Source organism: Xenorhabdus aichiensis (genome assembly GCF_028598775.1).
Lineage (GTDB): Bacteria > Pseudomonadota > Gammaproteobacteria > Enterobacterales > Enterobacteriaceae > Xenorhabdus > Xenorhabdus bovienii.
Map to the genome: position 1 here is coordinate 25866 of NZ_JAQRFO010000004.1, position 23023 is coordinate 48888.

Here is a 23023-nt window from a genome sequence, read left to right on the forward strand (position 1 = left end):
ATTATCTCCCTTTGAATTGTGGCTGGCGTTTGTCAATGAATGCACTGACACCTTCACGGAAGTCTTCACTGCGTCCGCACAGGCGCTGTAAATCACGTTCGAGATTAAGCTGTTGATCCAAGCTATTGGCTGCGGCGGCATAAGTGGCTTTCTTGATGCAACTCAGCGCCACCGTTGGCTGGGTCGCCAGATGTTGAGCGAGTTCCCGTGTTTTATCTTCTAACGCTTCGGGTTCGACGACCTGCCAGATCATGCCCCATTCCAGTGCTTGTTCCGCGCTGATTTTGTCTCCCAATAATGCCATTCCCATTGCCCGGGCATGTCCGATTTTATGGGGCAGGAACCAGCTACCGCCGGCATCCGGCGTCAGACCAATGCGGCAGAAGGCTTGAATAAAGCTGGCGGTACGGGAAGCGATCACAATGTCACAGGCCAGTGCAACGGAGACGCCTGCGCCTGCTGCTACTCCGTTGACGGCGCAGATTACGGGTTTGGGCAGGGAAGTCAGGCGACGGATCAGCGGATTGTAGAAACGTTCAACGGATTGGCCGAGATCAGGAACGTCACCCTCCGAGGTGATGGCGTTGCGATCATTTAAATCTTGTCCGGCACAGAAGCCCCGTCCAGCGCCTGAGAGCAGGATACAGCGCACGGATTCATCCTGTTCAGCAATCTTCAGCGCTTCACTTAACTGTTGGTGCATTTCCTCGTTAAAGCTGTTAATGCGTTCTGGACGGTTGAGGGTAATGCTGAGGACACCTGCTTTAATATCCGTGAGTACCATTGACATGTTTTCCATCGATCAGACCCCTTTGAATGTCGGTTTACGTTTCTCAAGGAAGGCGGTAATGCCTTCTTGGCGATCGGCTGTCCCCGCCAGAGCAACAAATTGTTGGCGTTCGGCGAGCAGCCCTTGTGACAGGCTGGTTTCGTATGCAGTCTTGAGTGCAGCCTTAGCCGCCCGTAACGCCAGCGGCGAAAATTCACTGATGCGTCGGGCAATCTGTTCCGCGCGTTCCAGCGTCAGAGCATCAATGCAGACTTCGCTCACCAGCCCTGCCTGCTGTGCTTTCTGGGCGTCGATCGCCTCGCCAGTTAGGATCATTTGATTGGCCAGTGCTTTGCCCACACTGCGGATTAACCGCTGTGTACCGCCAGCGCCCGGCATCAATCCCAATGTAATTTCCGGCAGGCCGAAGCGGGCACTTTCACCGCAAATCACCAGATCACAGGCCAGCACCAGTTCGCAACCTGCCCCCAGCGCGTAGCCATTGACGGCCGCAATAAGAGGTTTGGTGATGTTATGCAAGCGCTGCCAGAGTTGTGGGCGGCGGTCTGTCATTGCCGTCGCAACGGTCTGCTGCTGTAGCTCCCTGAGATCGGCGCCCGCCGCAAAATAGCGTGATGAACCCGTAATGACGATAGCGCCGATTTCTGCATCGGCATCCGCCTGTTCCAATTGCTGTACGAGTTGCTCCAGACAATCATTGCTGAGGGCGTTGCGGACTTCCGGACGGTTCAGGGTCAGTGTGCGTACCCGTTGTTGCTGGTGGCATAAAATCCATTCGTGACTCATGGTAGCTCCTCATTTCTGACGGTGTTAGACGTCAAAATCCACAACCACGCCGTCGCCTTTCGGCCACGACTGACAGCTTAAGATATAACCGGCAGCCAGTTGATCCGGCTCAAGGCTGTAGTTCACGCTCATATCCACTTCACCGGATTTGAGGCGGCATTTGCAGGTGGCACACACGCCTCCTTTACAGGCATAGGGCAAATCGGCACCTTGACGCAGTGCCGCATCGAGAATGCTGTCATCTTCGGTGTTCATGGCAATGTTCAGGGTGCGGCCATCCAGATGAATTTCCACACGGGTTTCATTGCGTTCAGCCAGATTGGCCGGGCGAGCCGCGGTGCTTGATGGATTACGTCCGGTGTTGAAGCGTTCCGTATGGATACGTTCGGACGCCATGCCGGCCTGCTCAAGTGCCGATTTGGCATCATCCAGCATGGCTGCTGGCCCGCAGAGAAAGGCCTGTCCGAACTGGCTGAAATTGAGCAGGATCTTGCCGAGGCGCTGAAGGTGTTCGCTATCAATGCGGCCGTTGAACATCGGGCTATCGGTGATTTCCTGGCTGAAAAGGTACAGCACCTGAAAACGGTGCAGGTAGCGATTTTTCAGATCGGCCAGTGCTTCTTTGAACATCACGGAACGGCTGGTGCGGTTACCGTAAATCAGCGTGAAGGTGCTATCCGGTTCCAGCGCCAGTGTACTTTTGATGATCGATAGAATTGGCGTGATACCCGAACCCGCAGCGATTGCCAGATAGTTTCCCGCTTTGTTCCCATCGGGATGGTGGCCGAAATTGCCTTGTGGTTGCATGACATCCAGCTCATCCCCGACTTTAAGCTGCTGGTTGATAAAAGTCGAAAAACGCCCTTGATAGGTGGCCTTGACGCCAATTTGTAATCCATCGTCCAGTGGTGAACTGCAAATGGAGTAACAGCGGCGTAGCTCTGCTCCATCCACCCGCGCCTTGAGTGTCAGGTGCTGGCCGGGTTGATAGTAAAAGAGGGCTTTCAACTCATCGGGGACATGCAGTGTGACGGTCACGGCATCAGGTGTTTCCCGCTCAATCGCTGCAATGCTTAAGCGGTGAAAAGTCGGACGATGAAAAGTAGCCATCTTTTGCTGCTCCCTAAACTCAAATACATTTGAAATAGTCGAAGGGTTCCAGACACTGCTGACAGCGATAGAGCGCTTTGCAGGCGGTGGAACCGAATTCACTGATTTTTTCGGTCTCATGGCTGCCACAACGTGGGCAGGTGATTGTTTCTGTCTCTGTCGGTTTTTCACAAGCCAGACCCTGTGGAGGCGCGATGCCGGACTCCCGCAGGCGTTGCTTGGCATCGGCATTCATCCAGTCAGTTGTCCATGCCGGCATCAGGCTGATTTCGACAGTGACCGATGTAAAGCCCGCCCGTGCCAGTGTTTGCTGGATCTCATTGATCAGGTATTCCGTTGCCGGACAACCGGAGTACGTCGGGGTGAATATGACTCGCCAGCCGGTTTGCTGAGGGGTTACTGCCCGAACCATGCCGAGATCAGTAATGGAGAGTACGGGAAGCTCAGGATCGGCAATCTGGTGCAGACATTGCCAGATCTGATGGATAGCCGGCGGCTGTAATGTGTTAACTTGCTGTTCCATCATCCCCTCCTTTCGTGATCAACGGATGGTTACCAGTTACAGTTGGGATAGGTGCGTTGCAGATACTGCATTTCCGCCAGCATGTATCCCAGATGTTCGGTATGCAGCCCCTGCTTACCACCCTGTCGGTAGGGCGTTTCCTGCGGAATTTGCAATGTGGCTTGGGCGAATGTCTCGTTGATGATTTGCAGCCAAGGTTCGTACAAAGTACGGGGATCGACCGCAATGCCTGCTTCGGCCAGCCGCTGTTCCACTTCATCGCAATGGAACAGTTCGCCAGTAAAGCGCCACAATTGATTGACCGATTGCTGGATTTTTTCGCGGCTCAGTACTGTGCCATCCCCCAGCCGGATCACCCAGCCACGGCTGAAACGCAGGTGATATTCGACTTCCTTCAACGATTTGGTGCTGATAGCGGCCAATTGGGGATCGCGGCTCTGCCCCAGTGCCTGATGGAGCAGGACGTGATAGGCATCGATAAAAAATTGACGCACCAGCGTATCGTTAAAGCCGCCGTTGGGTTGCTCCACCAGCAGCAGATTGCGGAATTCACGTTCATCACGGCCAAATGCCAGCCGATCTTCATCAAAATCCATTCCATAAAGTGTGGCGGCGTAGCTGAGAAAATGGCGTGACTGTCCCAGCAGATCGAGGCCGATATTCGACAGGGCAAGGTCAATTTCCAGCTCTGGCGCATGGCCGCACCATTCACACAGGCGCTGTGCCAGAATTAACGGGGTATCCCCCTGCCGTAGCACGTAATTAAGCAGATCAGGATTGGGTGGAGCAACGCTATGTGTATTCATATTTCAGCTCTTACATATTCTTGATGCCATCAGGAATGGTATAGAAAGTCGGATGACGGTAGATTTTGTCTTCTGAGGGATCGAAAAAAGCCCCGCGCTCTTCGGGTTGTGATGCCACCAGATAGATAGATTTCACTACCCAGATGGAGCAACCTTCATTGCGGCGAGTGTAGACATCGCGCGCGTTCTCCAGCGCCATTTGATCATCTGCTGCATGGAGGCTGCCGACATGACGGTGAGCCAGCCCCTGTTTGCTGCGGATAAAGACTTCATACAGTGGCCAATCGGTATCACTCATGTTTTGTCTCCTGTTCCGGTCATCAATTCCGGTAATGAAACGGATTAAGCGGCATTTTTTCTGGCTGCCATTTTCTTGGCATGTACTGAAGCGGCTTCACGCACCCAGCTTCCGGTTTCCCACGCTCGGCGCCGGGTTTCCAGCCGTTCGTGATTACATATGCCCTGTCCTTTGAGCACTTGATAGAATTCGTCCCAATCGATTTCACCAAAACGGTAGTGCCCCGTGGTTTCATCCCAGATCAGCTCGGGATCGGGTGCGGTCATGCTCAGTGCTTCCAATTGCGGAACGGTGCTGTCGATAAATTTTTGCCGCAGTTCATCGTTGCTGAACCGTTTGATTTTCCATGCCATGCTTTGAGCGCTGTTGGGGGAATCACTGTCATTGGGGCCAAACATCATCAGCGTCGGCCACCAAAAACGGTTGATGGCATCCTGTAACATCGCGCGTTGGGCGTCATTGCCCGCCGCCAGTACCATAACGGCTTCATAACCCTGCCGCTGGTGGAAACTCTCTTCCTTGCAGATTTTCACCATCGCACGGGCATACGGGCCGTAAGATGCCCGACACAGGGCGACCTGATTGATGATAGCCGCCCCATCCACCAGCCAGCCAATCACCCCTACATCTGCCCAATTGAGGGTGGGATAGTTAAAGATGGATGAATATTTCATCTTGCCATTCAGCAGCTTCTGGTAGATGTCCTGACGGGTACAGCCCAGTGTTTCTGCCGCGCTGTACAGATAAAGCCCGTGTCCGGCTTCATCCTGTACCTTTGCCAGCAGCACCGCTTTGCGGCGTAGTGTCGGAGCGCGGGTGATCCAGTTGGCCTCCGGTAACATGCCGACAATTTCCGAATGGGCGTGCTGGCCGATTTGACGTATCAGGTTTTGACGATAGGCATCAGGCATCCAGTCTTTGGCCTCAATGGAAAGATCCGCCGCGATTTTGGCGTCAAAGTGCGCTTGAAGTGAGTTAGTTGTCATGCTGCCTCCGTTATGATTCTTATTTTTTTATTTTAAATATAAAAATGAATCATTTTACATAACTGTAAATCTACAAATTGATAACAGAAATATCAAACAGTGAGGTTGTGTATTTGTCGTACACATCACAATATGAATTTTTATTTATTTAAAAACAATTAGTTAATTTTTATTGTTGGATGAGGGTAAGAATATTAACAAGTGATCGTCCGCAAATGTTTTGCTTTTGTTAATTTATTGAGTGGTTTCGTTAATGGGTTATATGATACATAAATGCCATATAGATACTTGATGATTGATTCATTAATGTGTTAGGTGGAGAAAAAAATGCAACAGTTAACCAGTTATATTTGTGGTGCTTGGGTTTATGGGCAGGGCAACGCCAGAACCCTTCATCATGCAGTGAGTGGTGAAGCCTTGTATCAGGTGTGTTCAGATGGCCTGCCACTGGCGGATAGCCTGGGATATGCCCGTGAAAAAGGCGGTAAGTCGTTGTCCGTCATGACGTTCCAACAACGTGCGCAGATGATGAAAGCGGTCGCGAAGCACCTGCTTGCTAACAAAGAAACGCTGTATGCCATTTCGGCAGAAACCGGAGCGACCCGTGCGGATGGTTGGGTGGATATTGAAGGCGGCATTGCGACGCTGTTTTCTTATGCAGGGCTGGCGGGGCGTGAGTTACCGGATGATACCCTGTGGCCGGAAGATGAGATGATCCCGCTTTCTAAGCAGTCGCAGTTTGTGGCTCGTCATATGTTGACTTCGCGCCCTGGTGTCGCGCTGCATATCAACGCGTTTAACTTCCCTTGCTGGGGAATGCTGGAAAAACTGGCACCAACGTGGATGGCCGGTATGCCAGCAATCATCAAACCTGCGACGGCATCCGCTCAATTGACGCAGGCGATGGTAAAAATGATCATCGATAGCGGTCTGGTGCCGGAAGGCGCACTGCAATTGATCTGCGGTGGCATTGGCGATCTGTTTGATCATCTCGATTATCAGGATGCGGTGACTTTTACAGGATCGGCGCAGACCGGGCAGAAGCTGCGTGTCCACCCGCGACTGATCGAAAAATCCATTCCGTTTACCATGGAAGCCGATTCCCTTAACTGCTGTGTGTTGGGCGAGGATGTGACGCCTGAAATGCCGGAATTTGGCGTGTTCATCAAGGAAGTTGTCCGCGAGATGACGGCTAAGGCGGGGCAAAAATGTACGGCTATCCGGCGTATTATCGTGCCAGTCAGTCAGCTTGAGGCGGTTAAACAGGCACTGCTTAAACGCCTTTCCGGAGTGACCGTCGGCGATCCCTCGCTGCCGGAAGTGCGTATGGGCGCGTTGATTAGCCTTGAACAGCGCGATGAGGTTCAGGCCAAGGTTGATGAACTGTTGCGTCACGGTTGTGAACCCTTGTGCGGTGGCTCTTTGGATCAACTGGTGCTGACGGGCAATTCCAGCAACGAGGGCGCATTCTACCCACCGACTCTGCTCTATTGCGCTGATCCGGTAGCACATCAAGCCGTACATGGAACGGAAGCTTTTGGGCCTGTTTCCACGTTGATGCCGTATCAGGGGACAGAACAGGCGATAGCGCTGGTGTTGATGGGGCAGGGCAGTTTGGTGGGCTCGCTGGTCACGGCGGATGAGCAGATCGCGGTGCAGGTGATCCGGGCAACAGCGTGTGCCCACGGCCGTATGTTGGTGCTGGATGAAGCGGCATCGGCGGAATCTACGGGGCATGGTTCTCCACTGCCTATGCTGGTACATGGCGGGCCGGGGCGTGCCGGCGGCGGTGAGGAACTGGGGGGACTGCGGGCGGTGAAACACTATATGCAGCGCACCGCGATTCAGGGCAGCCCAAACATGCTGGCCGCCATCGGCCGTGAATGGGTACGTGGTGCCAAAGTGAAGGTCGATCCGATTCATCCGTTCCGTAAGTATTTCGAACAGCTTGAGATTGGTGAAAGCCTGTTAACAGCTCGTCGTACTGTCACCGAAGCCGATATCGTCAATTTTGCCTGCCTGAGCGGAGATCATTTTTATGCGCACATGGATAAATTGGGTGCGGCGGAATCTCTGTTTGGTGAACGTGTGGCACATGGTTATTTTGTCGTGTCGGCAGCAGCGGGATTGTTTGTTGATGCAGCGGTTGGGCCGGTGCTTGCTAACTATGGTATGGAAAACCTGCGTTTTATTGAGCCGGTGAAAATTGGCGATACCATTCAGGTTCGCCTGACTTGCAAGAAGAAAATTAAGAAAGCTCAGAAAACCCCTGATGACAAACCGCAAGGTGTTGTGGTGTGGGATGTGCAGGTCTTGAATCAGGAGCAACAGCCAGTGGCGCTTTACAGTATTCTCACGCTGGTGGAGCGGCAGCAAGGGGATTTTACCGCGTCTGAGTAGGTGTGGTTGAGATAAACAAACCGGAGATTTGTTGAGTAAGGGAACTGAAATGCCTGAGGATATTTGTCAAAAAAACAAAATAGCGGTGATCCTCAGGCTGTTCTCTAAAGTTTGAATTCGGGCTGAATTTTATCTGTAGAATAGGTGAGTTGCAGTTTTCGGAATAATTCTTCCAAGAAAGTAAAAATTTTATGACATAGTAGACAAAGGTATTACCTTTTAATTTTAAGGTGGCCAAAATGGCGACATCCGTAAAACTTGACGATAATTTAAAAAACCGGATCCAGCGTTTGGCAGAAGTGCGCCAGCGTTCGGCTCACTGGATAATGCGTGAAGCTATACGTGATTATGTAGAGCGTGAAGAAAAACGTGAGTCCTTCAAACAGGATGCATTGCGAGCCTGGGAAGCGTATCAAGAGAATGGGTTACACCTGACACTTGAAGAAGCCGACGACTGGTTAGCAAAGCTCGAAGCAGAAGATAATACGGAGTTACCTGAATGCCACGTTTGATCTGGTCTCCGGCAGCCCTTACTGACGTACAAAAGCTCTATCGTTTTCTAGTCAAGAAAGATGAAGCATCAGCTCGCAGAGCTATTAAAATAATACAAGCACGCGATAAGATACCTTGTTTGACATGTTATTGCTAACCCAGAAATAATGAAATTTCTTTGTGATATTGATGACCTGCCCTCATTTTTAATGAAATTAAACAGAAGAAACTATATGGATATTAGATAGTTATTGTAATAGTAATTTGTTATATTATCGCGATGTTTACCACATAAAAATAGTCAATATTATTTCACTATGAATTCAATGGGCATATTGGTATTAAATAAATAATTGTTTAGGTTTAAATATGATTAATTATATAAATTTTATGTTATTTCAATATAAAATTAATGAGGTGAATATTTTAATGAGTTATATTTTATGATGTAAAATATTAATATTTTAAATTAAAAATTGGGGTCTGTATCATCAATTAGACAGGAATGTGGCTTGACTAAACTTAAACTGAGTGCAATAGTCAATATAAAGCAAAGCCATTTATTAACGCCTGATGATGTTTCCTATTTTGGTCTCGTTAATCCAAAGTACCGGGTAAATAATAAAAACAGATGAATTACCTTATGTAATGCAGTAACAGAAGGGATAGTTTGTTTAATATTTAAATTAAATAATAATCAGGCGTTATATTTTTTGCTTTCTTAATTAAGTTACCGCTGTTTTGCCTTTTTTATTGACTGCTTTCCTGCAAAATACTTTCCCGCAAAATACGCATTACTGTTTCTGCCCCGCTGCGATTGGGGTTAATGCGAATCATGCGTTTTTCCAGTGTAGGATCTGCCTGACGAAATGTGCCGGAAATGCGGTAAAACAGAGGCGGGATTTCAAACTTGGATTCTGCGCCCACTGGGTAAGGTAATGCTCCCAGCCCATGTGCAGCCGTCAGTACCGCTTCGGCGATGGGTTCGTGAAATTCCACCAGTAACACTTTGGATTGAGCATTGGCCAGAAATGCCTGTTTCACCTGTGGCAATTCCCCCTGATTCAATCGTGTCACCAACGTTTCATTAACTTCTGCCTGTACTGCATGTATCACTGGCGCGGACACCAGCCCACGCAATGCTTCCATTGCCTGATAGCCTTGTATCTGGCAGCCACCGGAGTACATGCTGCGCCGTAGGGTCTCAATCGTTGTTTGTTTGCCGATAACTAAGCCAACTCCCTGTGGCCCCAGTAACTTAAAACAGGAAAAACTGGAGAGTGTCGCGCCATATTCGCAGCCAATATGCGCCACTTTCATGGCTGCATAGTTATCATCGACCAATGAGGGAATTTGATACTGATGGAGTATGGCGAGCACATCTTGCAGGGCGTAGCTGTCATCTATCTTCTGTCGTGTATGCTGGATCAGGCAGGCAGCAGGTTGATATTGCTGGATGGCCGCTACAATTTGTTCTGTATGATTGAAATCTGCATACACCACGTGAAGCCCCATCTGTTCAATCGATACCTTGGTCGTGGGATAAATCGGTGCATCATGAACGAGCAACGTAGCGTTGGGACTGACCAATGCTGCCAGCCCCGCGCGTAGCGCCCCTGTTCCGGCTCCATTGACAAAGGCGGCCGCCTCAGCACCAAAATGCTCCGCGATGACCGCTTCAATACGGTGGGTCATCCGGGGTTGGTGCAGATCCGGGACTAAGCCCAGATCTCCTTGCGAGAGAAAATCAGCGCCAGGAAAGTGACGACAGATAATATCCACCAGTTTGAACTGCTGCTGCTGGGCTTGCGCCATCGTCATACTTTGCAATGGATAGGTTTGCATTTTCTTACTTTATTCCCAGCAGATAGAGCACGTTGGCAAGGATACCTACCGCAATAGTTGCGATTGGGCCGATAGCCATCTCTACCAAAGGACGTCTGGAAGTGCGGTTGAGCAGGTAGATACCCGCCACGATCATAAAGCCTATACCCGGCAAAATAGCGTTGGAGGCAATCATACCACCAACCAGCAGGGCGACTTCGAGCATTTTGGTGATCGCGGTACGAATATGGCCACTACAGGCTTTTACGCCAGGGTATTTATCCAGCCAAATGGCGATTTTTGCCAGCAGCTGGATTTCAATGAACATGGTGATGCCGCCCGCAATAAAGGCGATCCACGGGTTGTTGGTTGCCAGACCTGCCACAAACACGAATTTCATGCCATTCGGGCTGTAAACTCCCGTGGCTATCGCCGTGGTGCCGACCAGCGGGACAAAGCTGATGGCGCGTGCCAGTGCGACTAACAGGGCGTTGGTCTGTTCGCCCTGTGCCATTAATTGCAGGGAAACCGGGCCTTCGGCCAGCAGGCTGAAAGACATGGTCGCGGCACTTGCGGTCAGGCCGCCGCAGAGGATCAGCAGCCATTTGTTTTTCTGGATGCGTTCAATACGGGTAGAGAACAGCCCGACTAAGACTTCATTGGCTCCTTTTTGCTCCGCTGACTGGGCTGGGCGCTCTCGCATCGCAAAGTAGAACATGGCAATCATCGACAACAGCAATGCTGCGCCGTTGGGATCGAGACTGACCGGTTTTTCGATCATGCCACCAAAGCTGAGCGGGCCAATCGCCTTGGTGGCCAGATAGCCTATCAACGCGGTGAGCATGACCCATAGCCCTTTGCGGTAGCCATATTGATAACCCACAACTATCGCAGGGAACAGCGCGAAGCAGGCGACAATAGGATCGCCAACTTTCTTGAGGTCATCGGTGAAATTCACCGGCAGCATGGCAAACAGTTCGACGACTGAGCGCAGGCCGGCGAGCAAGGCAATGGCATACAGGGCGCCGATGATACCCGAGGCGATAAACCCTCTTCGGCTGTTGGCACACCAGATGCCGATCATATCAGTGCCAAGCAGCAGGCTGTGAACCAGTACAATCGGCGCTGCCAGTGAAAAGGGAATGCCAAAACCGACAACCAGGCCGATGCTCAGGGCAAAGCTGGTCGCAGCGAGCGCTTTGCGGCTCATCCGGCCTTCAAGGTATTCCGGCAGCAGCGGGCGCAGACCATCATGGAAAACAGCAATACCACGGTTTGCCATCATGGCGGCAATCGCGCCAATGGCAGCGAGTAATCCGGCCTTGAAAGGGTCAACTTCCATCAGGCTCATCAGAAAACTGTGAAGATGTTGTATGGCATTGATATCACTCATGACATGCCCCTCACCGAGAAACGATGGTGTTGATGATCACCGGCAGGACAACATCCATATCCTGACCTGTAAAACCGAATGCTTTTTTACCTGCTTTCACATGGGCAATGATCTCGTCGTCAGACAGGATTTTGCCCGGCATACTGATGGTGGCACATTGATTCAGGCCGATAAGTGCGATGGCGATTGCCAGTGCGCCACCCCCACCGGTATTGCATGCACCGAGATAGTAATCTGCATCACCATTTTTAATCGCCATAGCGGCTTCAATGTCATTCATGATGGTAATTGCAGTGGCTTTGTCTCCCGCCAATCGTTGAATGCCTTCGGCTATTCTTTCTTTTTCTATCTGTCCACCAACGACAAATTTCATATTGTCCTCCCTCTCTTTTTATTTTGTATCGAATTGCTGATTGATTGAAAAAGCTAACTTTCGGAAAATACAGGGGTTAGAAAATTTAAGTCTTAGAAAAGCCGTGTCGGAAAAATTGTGCAGGATTATCACGTAACATGAGATCTATCTGCGTTTGGGAAAAATCGGCTGCCAATAACATCGGAACGAATACGGTTAACAGGTAATCGAATCCAATTCCCCCGTTACTTTTTAAATGAGAGCGGCGAGTGATATCTTGGGAAAGCATCACTTGGCTCAGCAGGCCACGTTTGGCGACTTCCCGCAACATGGCAATGCGCCCGCTGTCTGGGTAGTAGTTGTTTTTGCCAATCGTATCGAATTGTACCCACGCTCCTTCTTCAAGCAGGGGAATAATCGTGTCGAGGTTATCTTTCAGATCACAATGACCGATTGCCACATGTTCAGCAGAAACGCCAAATTCTTTGAGCAGAGCCAGTTGCTCACGTCCCATTGTGCTTAAGGTGGTATGGGTGGAGATAGGGCAGCCAGTGGCATGATGTGCCAGAGCGGCGGCTGCAAACACTTTCTTCTCATCCGTTGTGATTTGATCAAGGCTGGAACCAATTTCTGCTATCACGCCGGCTTTTAGCCCAGTACCGTCAATACCCGTTTCAATTTCAGCAATCATATCGTCGGCAATCGCCTGTACACTCAATTCGCTGAAATGAACGGGGAAAAATGGCTCTTTATAGTAACCCGTCGAAGCAATGATGTTGATGTGGCTATCACGCATCAAATCCAGTAGAAAGCTGGCATTGCGCCCCATGTAGCGGTTGGTCATTTCCGCGATGTTCCGTAGGCCAAGGGTATAAAGGTGACGAAGTTCATCGACGATCAGATCGTATTGGTCTAACCGACAGTCGAGACTGCCTTTCGCACCAGAGAGATCGATATGCAGGTGTTCATGCACATAGGTATAGCCCGATGTATCAATACAGATATTTTGCTGTGTACCCAGATGTGGGTTATTTAATTGTTTGTTTGATGAATATAGCAGCGTCTCACCCCGACGTTTAACCTGATATTCTTGGTAGTCCGCCTGTTTGAGTGCGTCTTCAGCTTCATCAATTCTGGATGAGGAATACGTAGCGGAATGTGTGGGCGTATTCCCAGTCTGTTTCTGGTATCCCATAAATATTTCTGTAGCATCATGCGGTAAATCGACTAGAGCGAAAATAACATTATTTAAGGGATAAGTGATATTAACTGTAATACTTTGATTGGGTGATTATTGAAAATAACCCCTATTTTTCCAATTTCCTTGACTGTCATAAATGCCTTCAAGCCTTGGTGAGCCGGATTGAATGCCGGAAACGAGCGTTACGTCGCTGCGGGTGACAAAAATCTGGGTACGGAAGCACATAATCACTGGGCTGCCGATAGGATGGATACCGGATATCGGGAGATGGTAATCAATGCAGGGATCTCCCAGACTCAGTACCCGCACGGTTTTGGGGGAGCGCGCACGTTCAGGGAAAACCAGCGCGTATTTCATATGCCCACGTTTATAGTAGCCGCCGCCATAGCAGTAACTGTTGCCGTCGTAGTGGTGGGAAACCTCGGTGATATAGACCATTGAGATCTTTTCAGGTTCGCGGCCACTGATATTGGCGGGTATCGTGCCGGTCAGGGCATGTCCCGGCTCAAGGTGGGTGGCACCATACTTTGCCAGCAGGGGGATGGTGTTGCAGCTTGATGCTGAAGGCGCATTGATTTGTGAGAGTTCGATGCCAAGCTGTTCAAGTCTGTTGCGCGCCCTGAGGAGGGTCTGCAAGTTGATGGTGGGCAAGGTTGTCTGATATCGGGCATTCCACTCCAGGCAGGGGAAATGGGTTAAACCGCTCAACTTAATGCCCGGCATGGTTTTTAGTATGTCAACCGTTTCATCTAGTTCATCGAAGAGGATGCCTGCTTCCTGAGAGGGTAAGGTGATATCACGCTTATCAAACACTTTCAGCATGATGGGCTGAACCCGCCCCAATTTCTCTGCGGCATCTGAGATCGCCTGCGCTTTTTCAATGGAAAACACCGTAATGATACCCGGATGCTGCTTAAGCATGGTTTCTATCAGGTGTGCAGGAGTTTGTACCAAATGACCGATGTGGCATAGCGGTATGCCATGCTGACTCAGGGTATATGCCTCCCTGAAATCCACGGCCACGACACCGGGGTAACCGAGTTCAATGAGTTTTTGAGCCAGCCAAGGATTGCGACCAATCTGTTTGGTCATCAAATAGAGTTCAATGCCATATTGCTCTGCTGCTTGTAGCAAACGTCGACCATTGTCCAAGACTTGATCGACATCAATGATGTAAGTGTCTGGTAATATTGCGCCTTGCTGCCAAAGGTCTTTTGCTATTTCAATCAATTTGGGGTTCTGTTTTTTCAGAGCATTGATAAACATCGGCTTCCCTTCATGGCTGCAATGCGGCACGGCTGTGTGAAAATTAAAAAGACTGAGAAATCCAAAATATTCATTTTTTTGAATATTTATAGTGTAAACAAAATTCAGGGAATTTTGGTTGCAAGCATTAAACCATATAAATTTACCAACAGATAGCCTTCTTCGTTGGGGTGTAGTGTGACTGTGAATTTTTCCAACAATGCGCGATGGATTTTGAATAATTGCGCGCTGTGCTCTGACTGTTCGATTTTGGTCAAGATGTTATTTTCAAGTGGCAAAACCATTTCGCCGCGCCGTGAGCGCATGAAAGCACTCGCCATGTGGGTAAGCGCCATTTCGCCTTGTGAGTGACGGACAGGGATTAACCAGATATCTTCCAGATCATGCACAATATCAAGCATGTTATCGTAGATATCTTGATCGATGACGCCACCTTGCAACAGGATAGTTAACCGTTGTTCTACCATTGCTTTTTGTTATACGTCAGGTTAATTGTTTGATTTGGTTTAATGGGCGTCAATAAACCGGTTCGATTGTGCCTGCGACCACGTTTTTTTGATGAGTTAGCAGCGCTTCTCGATCAACCATGGTGTGCAGGAGCTGCTGGATGGGGATGTTGTCCTTACGAGCCAAAATAACGGCTTCGGAGGCTTTAATAAAGCACTCACTGTCATCCGGGAGCTGAGTCATCAAACCTTGTGCTATCAGTTCGTGACCTTGCCCGACGTTCCAAATGGCCGCATCAATGTGGCCTTTCATGATTTGATTCAGGCATTCGTGATAGGAGACCTCGACCACTTCAATCTCTTTTCCTTCAAAATACTGATTCGTCATTATTTTTTGGTCTGCTGAAGTACTGTCCAACCCAACCCGGCGAATGGAATCCATTTCGCCATGACGAAAGATTAATCTATGCCTGTCTGTATAACTTTGTGTCCCTAGTGAAAGCGCAATATATAAATCTTTATTTTCTGGGTGCTGCTCTGCGGCAAGTCTTGACGTTACTGCTAAGTCATAGACGCCATTCAGTAAGCATTCAATGCGGATGTCTGAGCCTCGCATATGTGCAAAATAAAAAGGAATCTCTGCACACAATGCTTTTAAACCACTGGCCAGACCTTCATAGGCGCGGGTATAAGGAAGCGGCATCGCGCAGACCACATTGCCGATATCGGCGTACTCTAAGAGTAATTTATGGTTAATCTGCGAAAGAAAGCTGCCATTACGACCACGACGCTTAATTCCAACCGCTTGTGCCTGTTCAAGAGATTTCAATGCTGCTTGCATTAAACCTACGGACAATCCACATTCTTTAGCCAGTAACTCAATAGTTTTCAGGCGGTTGCCACATTGCTCAGAGAGGAGATAACGAGCTAGAAACGATTGTGCAATCCCCTCTTTTTTAATGAATGTTTGACTCATCATAGTAAGCTTTTATCCATTCTGGTTTATCTTCATAAATTTGAACATAAATCGCAATAAGCGAATTATAGAAAGGGGATTAATATCACAATTGAAAAAAAAATGAAAATTTAAAAAAGTAATAAAATTCAATATTATCAATATTTTGAATATATATTTAAATTTGATACTGAAGATATAAAAATCAGCGTTATGGGAGAATATAGGGAAATCTGCGTGTAGACCCTATCTGTCTGCTGTGTTTACCTTACTGGATGGTGATTTTTGCTACACTATTTGTCACGTAATAGAATAGTCAGATTATATTTTGCTTATTATTTTCTTAGTAATCAATTAGAAATTTAAGTGAAATATTTTGTTTTAAAACTATTAATACTTGTTTTATTTTGCTGGTATAAGTGGCAATAGCAGTATGGATATGGCCTGTTCACGGTAAAATAATTAAATCAGCTTTTCGACATCCTACCATGTCAGTAGAAATATGATTATTTAAATAACCAGTTGAATAAAATTAGAAATTAAGACATTTCAGTAGAAAATAGGGATGATTGATTTCGAAACTTTATGGTCATTTTCAGGAAAGAAAATGAGCGGGAAGGTACTTTTAGGGTAGGGATGAAAAAGATTATGCGCGAGGAAAGGTAAAATGGCGATAATCTCTTATCGCCATTTTTTAGCAAGGGTAGAGTTAGACTTGTGCCTGGCTTGATTGAACGTTCTGTGCCAGCCAGTCAGCAACACGTTGTTTCTGTTCATCGGTCAGCCACATACCCAATTTAGTCCGGCGCCAGATAGCGTCGTCTAACTGAGTCACCCACTCATGTTCGACCAGATAACGCAACTCGGCTTCATACAGGCCATGGCCGAAGAACTCGCCTAAATCTGTCAGGGCTTCTGCGCCTTTCAGGATTATCTGGCAGTTGCTGCCGTAAGTACGGGCATAGCGTTGTGCCACACCTTCTGGCAGCCAGTTATGACGCTGGCGTAGCAGACGTGCATAACCATCGCGGTCATGGCCTTCCAGTTCACCGCCCGGTAACTTACCGTTTTTGGTCCACGCCTTGCCTGCGTTTGGATAGTACTGTACCAGTTTCTCCATCGCGTGTTCAGCCAGCTTCCGATAGGTTGTCAGCTTACCGCCAAAGACGGACAACAATGGCATCTGCCCCTGTTCATCCTGTACATCCAGCGTGTAATCACGGGTGATCGCCTGTGGTGAATCTGATTCATCATCGCACAGTGGGCGAACGCCGGAGTAAGTCCAGACAACATCACTACGGTCAAGTTGTTTCTTGAAGTGGTCGTTATAGACTTTCAGCAAATAGCCGATCTCTTGATCGTCAATTTTGACTTCTTTTGGATCGCCTTTGTATTCAACATCGGTGGTGCCGATGATGGAAAACTCATCATTCCACGGAATAACAAACACGATACGGTTATCTTCGTTTTGCAGAATATAGGCTTGAGGTTCATCATGCACGCGAGGTACAACGATATGGCTGCCCTTGATCAGACGGATACCGTAAGGTGATTTCAGTTTCAGCCCATCATCAAAGAAGTTTTTGACCCACGGGCCAGTCGCGTTGACCAAACCTTTGGCGCGCCATGTATCGGTTTTGCCCGTGGTGAGATCTTTCGCTTCAACCATCCAGTAACCCTTTTCACGCCATGCGCGGGTAACTTGAGTGCGGGTACGGACTTCACCGCCATGTTTCTGGACTTCCTGTGCGTTCAGGACAACCAGACGGGCATCATCAACCCAGCAGTCGGAATATTCAAAGCCACGGCGGATGGAGGGTTTCAGCACGGAATTCGCACCGAATTTCAGCCCCTTGCTGCTTGACAGACTAACGCGTTTACCCAAGTTATCATACAGGAACAAGCCAATGCGGATCATCCAGGCTGGGCGCAGATGTGGTTGATGGGGCAGGCGAAAACGCATTGGGAATGCAATATGCGGCGCTAATTTCAGTAATACTTCACGCTCTGCCAGTGCTTCACTGACCAGCCGGAATTCATAATGTTCCAGATAGCGCAGGCCACCGTGGATCAGCTTGGAACTGGCAGACGAAGTCGCACTGGCCAAGTCTTGACCTTCCAATAGCAGGACTGAAAGTCCCCGGCCAGCAGCATCTGCCGCAATACCCGCGCCGTTAATTCCGCCGCCGATCACAATCAAGTCTTTGGTTTCCATTGCATCCCCCTCTGAAATGTTCGAAACAGTTCTTTAATGCTCGTTTTCGCTCAAAAGATTGTAATCAAAATTTCATCAATCGCCAACCATTAACTAGGAAAAAACCTATTCGCGTGATGCAGATAACAAATTTTTATCATATATATAAGATTAATAAGGAATTTGTGGGAAGCAAATTGAGGGCAGAAATCTGGGAGCAGGGGCTTGCAACGGGAAGCCCCACCTTATTTATATTTCAGGTGGGGAAAGAATAAAATGTGATTAGCACAGTTCCAGTTTGACACTATGCTGCTCAATGATTTTCTGGATGCTGGCAGGAGGCGCTTTATCCGTGAACAGGAAATCAATAAGGTTCATGTTGCCGAGGTTGACCATCGCACTGCGGCCAAATTTTGAATGGTCGGCAACCAGCATCACGCAGCGGGAGTTCTCGATAATGGCGCGTTTGGTACGGACTTCATGGTAATCGAATTCCAGCAGGGAGCCATCGCTATCGATGCCGCTGATCCCAAGAATGCCAAAATCAAGGCGGAACTGGGAGATGAAATCCAGCGTTGCTTCACCAATAATGCCGCCATCACGGGAACGGACTTCACCACCCGCCATAATTAACCGGAAATCTTCTTTCCCCATGAACAGGCTGGCAACATTGAGGTTGTTGGTGACAATCCGTAAATCCCGATGATTGAGTAATGCGTGGGCGACAGCTTCGGGGGTGGTGCCAATATCAATGAACAGGGTTGCACCATTTGGGATCTGGGTGGCAACCTGCTGGGCAATACGGGCTTTTTCATCTGACCACATGATCTTACGGTCATGATAGGCGGTATTGACGGAGCTGGAGGGTAATGCCGCTCCGCCGTGATGACGCTGGATCTTATTTTTGTCTGCCAGATCATTTAAGTCACGCCGGATGGTTTGCGGGCTGACATCAAAGTGTTCAACCAGCTCTTCAGTGCTGACATAACCTTGAAGGCGCACCAGCTCGATTATTGCATCATGTCGCTGAGTTTGCTTCACAACATTCCCCTAATGTTTTGCATAGATAGATTATAATTGACCAACGTTATTTGGAATATTATTAATTTTTTTGTTTACGTAAATTATCCCATAGCCCCATGAGTAAGCCGATGATTAACCCTGAAAAATGAGCGGCATTGGCGATATTTAGTGAAAACATATCGAAATAGCCAACCAATAACCAGATGACCGAGATAGCGATTAACCCTCTGGGGACACTGATCCCTCTTTTGGGGGAAATTTCACCGGTCAGCCAAACATAGCTGATCAGTGCGTAGACCACACCAGAAAGCCCACCAAAATGCGATCCACTGAACAATGATTGTGCCCAGTCAGTGAAAACCGCAGAGACTATCGTAATTTCAAAGAGTTTTCCGGCACCCATATTCCTTTCCACCTGACTGCCGAGATACCACCATAACGCGAGATTGAACAGAAGATGTGTCAGTGAGAAATGCAGCAGGGCAGGGCTGACCCAGCGCCATAATTCCAGATATTGTTCACCATTAGGCCATGCCAGCCAGCGCATGACATTGGAATCACCCGCCACCTGCATCCATAGATAAACTAAGATACAGAGAGCGGTCACGGAGATAGTCAGAGGGCCGGACTGACTTTTCAGGGTGCTCAAATTCAGGCTGTTGTGATATTTAAATGAATAACCCGATTTGCCAGCTTGCCAACTGGCGGCTTGATAGCGTTCATTGAGTGGATCGCGGGAAAATTGGTTAAGTTCCTGCTCAACAAAACCTAACCGGCTTTCATCTTCCAGCCACAACTCAACCAGCGCCGGCTCATGGGTAGGGCGCATGGTCAAGTGAATGCCCTGTGTCGCCATATAATCAATAAAGGCCTGAGCCAGTCGTGGATTGGATATTGAGGTTACGTGGATCATTGCGCGTTTTATCTGCCTTAAGTTGAAGTTAATCGCACAGGGCTAATGAGGTTGGAATCAGTATGTTAAGAAACTATAGCGTGTTAACAGCCTCAGGATAGCTTCTCTGCCATACGTCAAAGCCACCATTAACACTGTAAACGGTTTCAAAACCCATATTCACAAGGTATTGTGCGGCGCCTTGACTACTGTGGCCGTGATAACACATCACCATGACAGGCTGGTCAAAATCAGCTTCTTGCAGGAGGTTATTGAGGGTTTCATTGGTCAGATGAAATGCGCCTGTGGTATGTCCGGCACGGAAACTCTGTGGATCACGGATATCCACCATAACAGCAGTTTTATTCAGCCAATGCTGGTAGGCTTGTTCAGGGTTTATTGTTTGAAAACGGTCCATAAATACTCAACGTTATTTCTAATACTTTCCATTTAAATGCCGTAATTTCTTAATAATCGTCTTTTATGACTTTGCGCCTTCCCAACGTTTTCATTGGGAAGGCGTGGAAATACTGGCTGAAAATGCTAAAAGCAGAAAAAGGGTCAAAAAATACAAATCAAGAATCAGTAATAAGAGTGTTCGCCACGCTGGTGTTCAGTCAGGTCTCTGACCCCTTTCAACTCAGGGAACATATTCAACAGCTCTTTTTCTATCCCTTCTTTCAAGGTGACATCGACCATAGAACACCCATTACAACCACCGCCGAATTGCAGGATAGCATAACCTGCATCGGTGATTTCCATCAGGCTGACACGGCCGCCATGACCTGCAAGCTGAGGGTTGATCTGCGATTGCAGAACATATTCAACACGCTCAATCAGTGGGGCATCATCCGTCACTTTGCGCATTTTGGCGTTCGGGGCTTTCAGGGTTAGCTGGGAGCCAAGTTGATCAGTGACAAAATCAATGACGGCTTCTATCAGAAAAGGGGCACTGATTTCATCAACATAGGCAGAAATCTGGTCAAATTTCAGTTCGGTATCAGTGGCTTCAACAGCATCCGGTGGGCAGTAGGAAACACCGCATTCAGCCGTCGGGGTTCCCGGATTAATGACAAAAACGCGGATCTGTGTACCCGGTTCTTGACTTGCCAGTAGCTTGGCAAAGTGCGCTTGCGCTGCTTCAGTAATATTAATCATGTCATTTGCTCAATAGTTGACTGTAATAGTTGACTGTTCTAGTTGGTTATAATACGCCCATTTATAAAGGAACTACAAGGTTCGGCATATTGCCCAGGCTTGCACGGAGTGGGCACCCGCACGAATCAACAACTGTGAGGCTTCATGCAACGTCGTGCCCGTGGTGATCACATCATCGAAAATCGCGACATTTTGATCGGTAAAATCGCCACGCAATTGAAAGGCATGCTTAAGATTGGTTTTCCGTTGAGTGGCAGATAAGCCCCGTTGTGTGAGTGTAGCACGCGAGCGCCACAAAAGATCAGGCTGATAGTGGCATTGTAGCCAGCGCGATAACGGCTGGGTGATCAGTTCAATTTGATCGAATCCACGTCGCCAGCGTTTTTTGCTGTGCAGGGGAATGCCGAGTATACAATCCGGCTTATTCCAGCGGCCATCACGATAACCCTGCAACCAATGCAGGAGAAACAGACGGGCCAATACCGCCGCGAGTTGTGGGGTGCCGTGATATTTGTAGCGCTGGATAAGCCGGCTTAATGGCGGGGCATAGTCCGTAATGGCGATGAGATGTTGCCACGGAGGTGGATTCTTCAGGCAGCGGCCACAGGGAAAATCTCTCGATTCGGCAGGCAGAGCACAGCGCGGACAGACATGTTGCAGCCGTTTTAATTGCTGGTGGCAGATATGACAGATCCCATGATGAGCAAAATACAAACTTTGATGGCATAGCCAACAGTATCCAACCATTGTTAGCATAGGTTCCTTCCTTGATGACAAATAAGATGAGAATAACAATGAATCAGTTGTTTTGGCAGATAATGGGTGAGGCTCCACGCGATCTTGTGATGCTGCACGGATGGGGGTTGAATTCTGAGGTCTGGCGTTCCGTGGAAACGCGATTGGCTTCGCACTTCCGCCTGCATCTGGTGGATTTGCCGGGGTATGGTCGCAGCCAGCCGTATCCGGCAATGACTCTGGCGGAAATGGCGGATGCCGTATGGCAGCAGGCACCGGAGAATGCGCTGTGGTTGGGTTGGTCGCTGGGAGGATTGGTTGCCAGTCGTATTGCATTGGATCATCCGGCGCAGGTCGCGGGTCTGATTACCGTGGCATCTTCGCCAAAGTTCAGTGCGGAAGGTGACTGGCCGGGGATTAAACCAACCGTATTGCAGGCTTTTGAGCATCAACTGAGCGAGGATTTCCAGAAGACCGTTGAGCGTTTTCTGGCATTGCAGACCTTGGGCACTGACAGCGCACGTCAAGACGCACGTTTATTGAAATCTGTGATATTGAGCCAGCCGATGCCGACCGTGGAAGTGCTCAATGCCGGGCTGGAAACTCTGCGTACCGATGATCTGAGGGCAGAACTGGCGCAACTCCGGCTGCCTTTCTTGCGTCTGTATGGTTATCTGGATGGCCTTGTGCCGCGTAAAATTGCTGCACAGCTCGACAATGAGTGGCCACATACTCATTCGGTCATTATGCGTAACGCTGCCCACGCGCCTTTTATTTCCCATCCTGATGAATTTGTGGATGCCTTAATGGAGTTTGTGGTTAACGCAGGATTGTGATTGTTGCTTATTACCCATAACCATCAAGTTATGGGTAATCGACAGTTTATTCGGCAGGATAAACTTCAGTGACAATTTCAGGTGCATTGAGGATGGTATCAAGAACAGGGCAGTTGCTTTCGACAAAATCAATAAAATCGCGAATCTCTTGTTCGGTATTATCGGCTTTGATATAGAATTTAGAGGTGATTTTGGAAAACCCCATTTTGGCGTTTTTATTTCTACCGGTGAAGCCATCGGTATCCAATTCCCCTTCCATTTTGACCTGAATATCAATCAAATTGATTTTATGTTTGCGGGCAAAACTTTTCGCCACAATACATTGGCAGGCCCCGAAAGCTGAAAGTAATGCTTCTACGGGATTCATTGCTTCATCCGTTCCTCCCAGATTTTTGGGTTCGTCTACATGGAAGGAAAAGCCACGTGTTGAACATTTCATTTTGAGGTGGCCGGATGATTCTATTTCAGCAGTGAATAACTCTTTAGGCATATTATTATCCTCAGGTTATTAAATATTGACAGTACTAACGCCCAGATAATAAGAGAACGGTTTTTAT

General features: G+C 48.5%; 24 protein-coding genes. 3 read left to right on the plus strand and 21 right to left on the minus strand.

Going from position 1 to position 23023, the window contains the following annotated elements; translation table 11 throughout:
* Position 1: 1 nt before the first annotated feature.
* The 7 genes from paaG to paaA are packed head-to-tail and all read right to left on the minus strand — an operon-like array spanning position 2 to position 5299.
* Positions 2-799: a 2-(1,2-epoxy-1,2-dihydrophenyl)acetyl-CoA isomerase PaaG gene (gene paaG / locus PSI22_RS03115; RefSeq protein WP_273578556.1), complete on the minus strand. Its 798-nt coding sequence runs from the start codon at positions 797-799 to the stop codon at positions 2-4.
* 3 nt (positions 800-802) lie between these two features.
* Positions 803-1576, minus strand: a complete 774-nt coding sequence (gene paaF / locus PSI22_RS03120) for a 2,3-dehydroadipyl-CoA hydratase PaaF (protein WP_273578557.1) — start codon at positions 1574-1576, stop codon at positions 803-805.
* A 24-nt stretch (positions 1577-1600) separates the two neighbouring features.
* A complete protein-coding gene (gene paaE, locus PSI22_RS03125; RefSeq protein WP_273578558.1) occupies positions 1601-2686 on the minus strand; it encodes a 1,2-phenylacetyl-CoA epoxidase subunit PaaE in 1086 nt (361 codons plus the stop codon).
* 19 nt (positions 2687-2705) lie between these two features.
* A complete protein-coding gene (gene paaD, locus PSI22_RS03130; RefSeq protein ID WP_273578559.1) occupies positions 2706-3209 on the minus strand; it encodes a 1,2-phenylacetyl-CoA epoxidase subunit PaaD in 504 nt (167 codons plus the stop codon).
* A 29-nt stretch (positions 3210-3238) separates the two neighbouring features.
* Positions 3239-4015 (minus strand): 1,2-phenylacetyl-CoA epoxidase subunit PaaC, encoded by a 777-nt coding sequence (gene paaC, locus PSI22_RS03135; RefSeq protein WP_273578560.1) that lies wholly within the window; start codon positions 4013-4015, stop codon positions 3239-3241.
* Between the two features lie 10 nt (positions 4016-4025).
* Positions 4026-4313, minus strand: a complete 288-nt coding sequence (gene paaB / locus PSI22_RS03140) for a 1,2-phenylacetyl-CoA epoxidase subunit PaaB (RefSeq protein WP_273578561.1) — start codon at positions 4311-4313, stop codon at positions 4026-4028.
* A 44-nt stretch (positions 4314-4357) separates the two neighbouring features.
* Entirely contained in the window at positions 4358-5299 is a 942-nt protein-coding gene (gene paaA / locus PSI22_RS03145; protein WP_273578562.1) for a 1,2-phenylacetyl-CoA epoxidase subunit PaaA, read from the minus strand.
* A 327-nt stretch (positions 5300-5626) separates the two neighbouring features.
* On the opposite strand from paaA, the gene paaZ reads away from it, so the two are divergent.
* Together paaZ and PSI22_RS03155 are read left to right on the plus strand one after the other, a co-directional pair.
* Positions 5627-7699 (plus strand): phenylacetic acid degradation bifunctional protein PaaZ, encoded by a 2073-nt coding sequence (paaZ, locus tag PSI22_RS03150; RefSeq protein ID WP_273578563.1) that lies wholly within the window; start codon positions 5627-5629, stop codon positions 7697-7699.
* A gap of 239 nt (positions 7700-7938) precedes the next feature.
* The gene (locus PSI22_RS03155) at positions 7939-8211 is read left to right on the plus strand and encodes a CopG family ribbon-helix-helix protein (protein ID WP_273578564.1); all 273 of its coding nucleotides are present in this window, start codon (positions 7939-7941) and stop codon (positions 8209-8211) included.
* A gap of 730 nt (positions 8212-8941) precedes the next feature.
* Here PSI22_RS03155 and PSI22_RS03165 read toward each other — a convergent pair.
* The 13 genes from PSI22_RS03165 to gntX form a co-directional block, all read right to left on the minus strand.
* A complete protein-coding gene (locus tag PSI22_RS03165; protein ID WP_273578566.1) occupies positions 8942-10036 on the minus strand; it encodes an aminotransferase class V-fold PLP-dependent enzyme in 1095 nt (364 codons plus the stop codon).
* A gap of 4 nt (positions 10037-10040) precedes the next feature.
* Complete coding sequence (locus tag PSI22_RS03170; RefSeq protein WP_273578567.1) at positions 10041-11408, minus strand: YhfT family protein; 1368 nt, start codon at positions 11406-11408, stop codon at positions 10041-10043.
* A 10-nt stretch (positions 11409-11418) separates the two neighbouring features.
* Positions 11419-11781, minus strand: coding sequence for a DUF2620 domain-containing protein (locus PSI22_RS03175; RefSeq protein ID WP_273578568.1), 363 nt, complete (start codon positions 11779-11781; stop codon positions 11419-11421).
* Between the two features lie 85 nt (positions 11782-11866).
* A complete protein-coding gene (locus PSI22_RS03180; RefSeq protein ID WP_273578569.1) occupies positions 11867-12955 on the minus strand; it encodes a phosphotriesterase-related protein in 1089 nt (362 codons plus the stop codon).
* Between the two features lie 96 nt (positions 12956-13051).
* The gene (locus PSI22_RS03185) at positions 13052-14227 is read right to left on the minus strand and encodes a YhfX family PLP-dependent enzyme (RefSeq protein WP_273578570.1); all 1176 of its coding nucleotides are present in this window, start codon (positions 14225-14227) and stop codon (positions 13052-13054) included.
* Between the two features lie 104 nt (positions 14228-14331).
* A complete protein-coding gene (locus PSI22_RS03190) occupies positions 14332-14694 on the minus strand; it encodes a PRD domain-containing protein (RefSeq protein ID WP_273578571.1) in 363 nt (120 codons plus the stop codon).
* A gap of 49 nt (positions 14695-14743) precedes the next feature.
* Entirely contained in the window at positions 14744-15652 is a 909-nt protein-coding gene (gene yhfZ / locus PSI22_RS03195; RefSeq protein ID WP_273578572.1) for a GntR family transcriptional regulator YhfZ, read from the minus strand.
* Positions 15653-16337: 685 nt separating this feature from the next.
* Positions 16338-17843 (minus strand): glycerol-3-phosphate dehydrogenase, encoded by a 1506-nt coding sequence (gene glpD / locus PSI22_RS03200; RefSeq protein WP_273578573.1) that lies wholly within the window; start codon positions 17841-17843, stop codon positions 16338-16340.
* A gap of 261 nt (positions 17844-18104) precedes the next feature.
* On the minus strand, positions 18105-18863 hold the full coding sequence (locus tag PSI22_RS03205; RefSeq protein ID WP_273578574.1) for a DeoR/GlpR family transcriptional regulator: 759 nt from the start codon (positions 18861-18863) through the stop codon (positions 18105-18107).
* A gap of 61 nt (positions 18864-18924) precedes the next feature.
* Positions 18925-19758, minus strand: a complete 834-nt coding sequence (gene glpG, locus PSI22_RS03210) for a rhomboid family intramembrane serine protease GlpG (protein ID WP_038181770.1) — start codon at positions 19756-19758, stop codon at positions 18925-18927.
* Between the two features lie 73 nt (positions 19759-19831).
* On the minus strand, positions 19832-20155 hold the full coding sequence (gene glpE / locus PSI22_RS03215) for a thiosulfate sulfurtransferase GlpE (RefSeq protein ID WP_038181767.1): 324 nt from the start codon (positions 20153-20155) through the stop codon (positions 19832-19834).
* A 164-nt stretch (positions 20156-20319) separates the two neighbouring features.
* Positions 20320-20895 carry a Fe-S biogenesis protein NfuA gene (gene nfuA, locus PSI22_RS03220; protein ID WP_273578575.1) on the minus strand — a complete coding sequence of 192 codons (576 nt, stop codon included), beginning with the start codon at positions 20893-20895 and terminating at the stop codon, positions 20320-20322.
* A 72-nt stretch (positions 20896-20967) separates the two neighbouring features.
* Positions 20968-21651 carry a DNA utilization protein GntX gene (gntX, locus tag PSI22_RS03225; RefSeq protein ID WP_273578576.1) on the minus strand — a complete coding sequence of 228 codons (684 nt, stop codon included), beginning with the start codon at positions 21649-21651 and terminating at the stop codon, positions 20968-20970.
* A 38-nt stretch (positions 21652-21689) separates the two neighbouring features.
* Between gntX and bioH the strand changes: the two genes are divergently transcribed.
* Positions 21690-22466: a pimeloyl-ACP methyl ester esterase BioH gene (gene bioH / locus PSI22_RS03230; protein ID WP_273578577.1), complete on the plus strand. Its 777-nt coding sequence runs from the start codon at positions 21690-21692 to the stop codon at positions 22464-22466.
* A gap of 46 nt (positions 22467-22512) precedes the next feature.
* Here the strand turns inward: bioH and PSI22_RS03235 are convergent, their stop codons facing one another.
* A complete protein-coding gene (locus PSI22_RS03235; RefSeq protein WP_273578578.1) occupies positions 22513-22956 on the minus strand; it encodes an OsmC family protein in 444 nt (147 codons plus the stop codon).
* Positions 22957-23023 lie beyond the last annotated feature (67 nt).

Coding starts and splice junctions, on each gene's coding strand:
- paaG (WP_273578556.1), bottom strand. CDS start 799: ATGGAAAACATGTCAATGGTACTCACGGATATTAAAGCAGGTGTCCTC.
- paaF (WP_273578557.1), bottom strand. CDS start 1,576: ATGAGTCACGAATGGATTTTATGCCACCAGCAACAACGGGTACGCACA.
- paaE (WP_273578558.1), bottom strand. CDS start 2,686: ATGGCTACTTTTCATCGTCCGACTTTTCACCGCTTAAGCATTGCAGCG.
- paaD (WP_273578559.1), bottom strand. CDS start 3,209: ATGGAACAGCAAGTTAACACATTACAGCCGCCGGCTATCCATCAGATC.
- paaC (WP_273578560.1), bottom strand. CDS start 4,015: ATGAATACACATAGCGTTGCTCCACCCAATCCTGATCTGCTTAATTAC.
- paaB (WP_273578561.1), bottom strand. CDS start 4,313: ATGAGTGATACCGATTGGCCACTGTATGAAGTCTTTATCCGCAGCAAA.
- paaA (WP_273578562.1), bottom strand. CDS start 5,299: ATGACAACTAACTCACTTCAAGCGCACTTTGACGCCAAAATCGCGGCG.
- paaZ (WP_273578563.1), top strand. CDS start 5,627: ATGCAACAGTTAACCAGTTATATTTGTGGTGCTTGGGTTTATGGGCAG.
- PSI22_RS03155 (WP_273578564.1), top strand. CDS start 7,939: ATGGCGACATCCGTAAAACTTGACGATAATTTAAAAAACCGGATCCAG.
- PSI22_RS03165 (WP_273578566.1), bottom strand. CDS start 10,036: ATGCAAACCTATCCATTGCAAAGTATGACGATGGCGCAAGCCCAGCAG.
- PSI22_RS03170 (WP_273578567.1), bottom strand. CDS start 11,408: ATGAGTGATATCAATGCCATACAACATCTTCACAGTTTTCTGATGAGC.
- PSI22_RS03175 (WP_273578568.1), bottom strand. CDS start 11,781: ATGAAATTTGTCGTTGGTGGACAGATAGAAAAAGAAAGAATAGCCGAA.
- PSI22_RS03180 (WP_273578569.1), bottom strand. CDS start 12,955: ATGGGATACCAGAAACAGACTGGGAATACGCCCACACATTCCGCTACG.
- PSI22_RS03185 (WP_273578570.1), bottom strand. CDS start 14,227: ATGTTTATCAATGCTCTGAAAAAACAGAACCCCAAATTGATTGAAATA.
- PSI22_RS03190 (WP_273578571.1), bottom strand. CDS start 14,694: ATGGTAGAACAACGGTTAACTATCCTGTTGCAAGGTGGCGTCATCGAT.
- yhfZ (WP_273578572.1), bottom strand. CDS start 15,652: ATGATGAGTCAAACATTCATTAAAAAAGAGGGGATTGCACAATCGTTT.
- glpD (WP_273578573.1), bottom strand. CDS start 17,843: ATGGAAACCAAAGACTTGATTGTGATCGGCGGCGGAATTAACGGCGCG.
- glpG (WP_038181770.1), bottom strand. CDS start 19,758: ATGATCCACGTAACCTCAATATCCAATCCACGACTGGCTCAGGCCTTT.
- glpE (WP_038181767.1), bottom strand. CDS start 20,155: ATGGACCGTTTTCAAACAATAAACCCTGAACAAGCCTACCAGCATTGG.
- nfuA (WP_273578575.1), bottom strand. CDS start 20,895: ATGATTAATATTACTGAAGCAGCGCAAGCGCACTTTGCCAAGCTACTG.
- gntX (WP_273578576.1), bottom strand. CDS start 21,651: ATGCTAACAATGGTTGGATACTGTTGGCTATGCCATCAAAGTTTGTAT.
- bioH (WP_273578577.1), top strand. CDS start 21,690: ATGAATCAGTTGTTTTGGCAGATAATGGGTGAGGCTCCACGCGATCTT.
- PSI22_RS03235 (WP_273578578.1), bottom strand. CDS start 22,956: ATGCCTAAAGAGTTATTCACTGCTGAAATAGAATCATCCGGCCACCTC.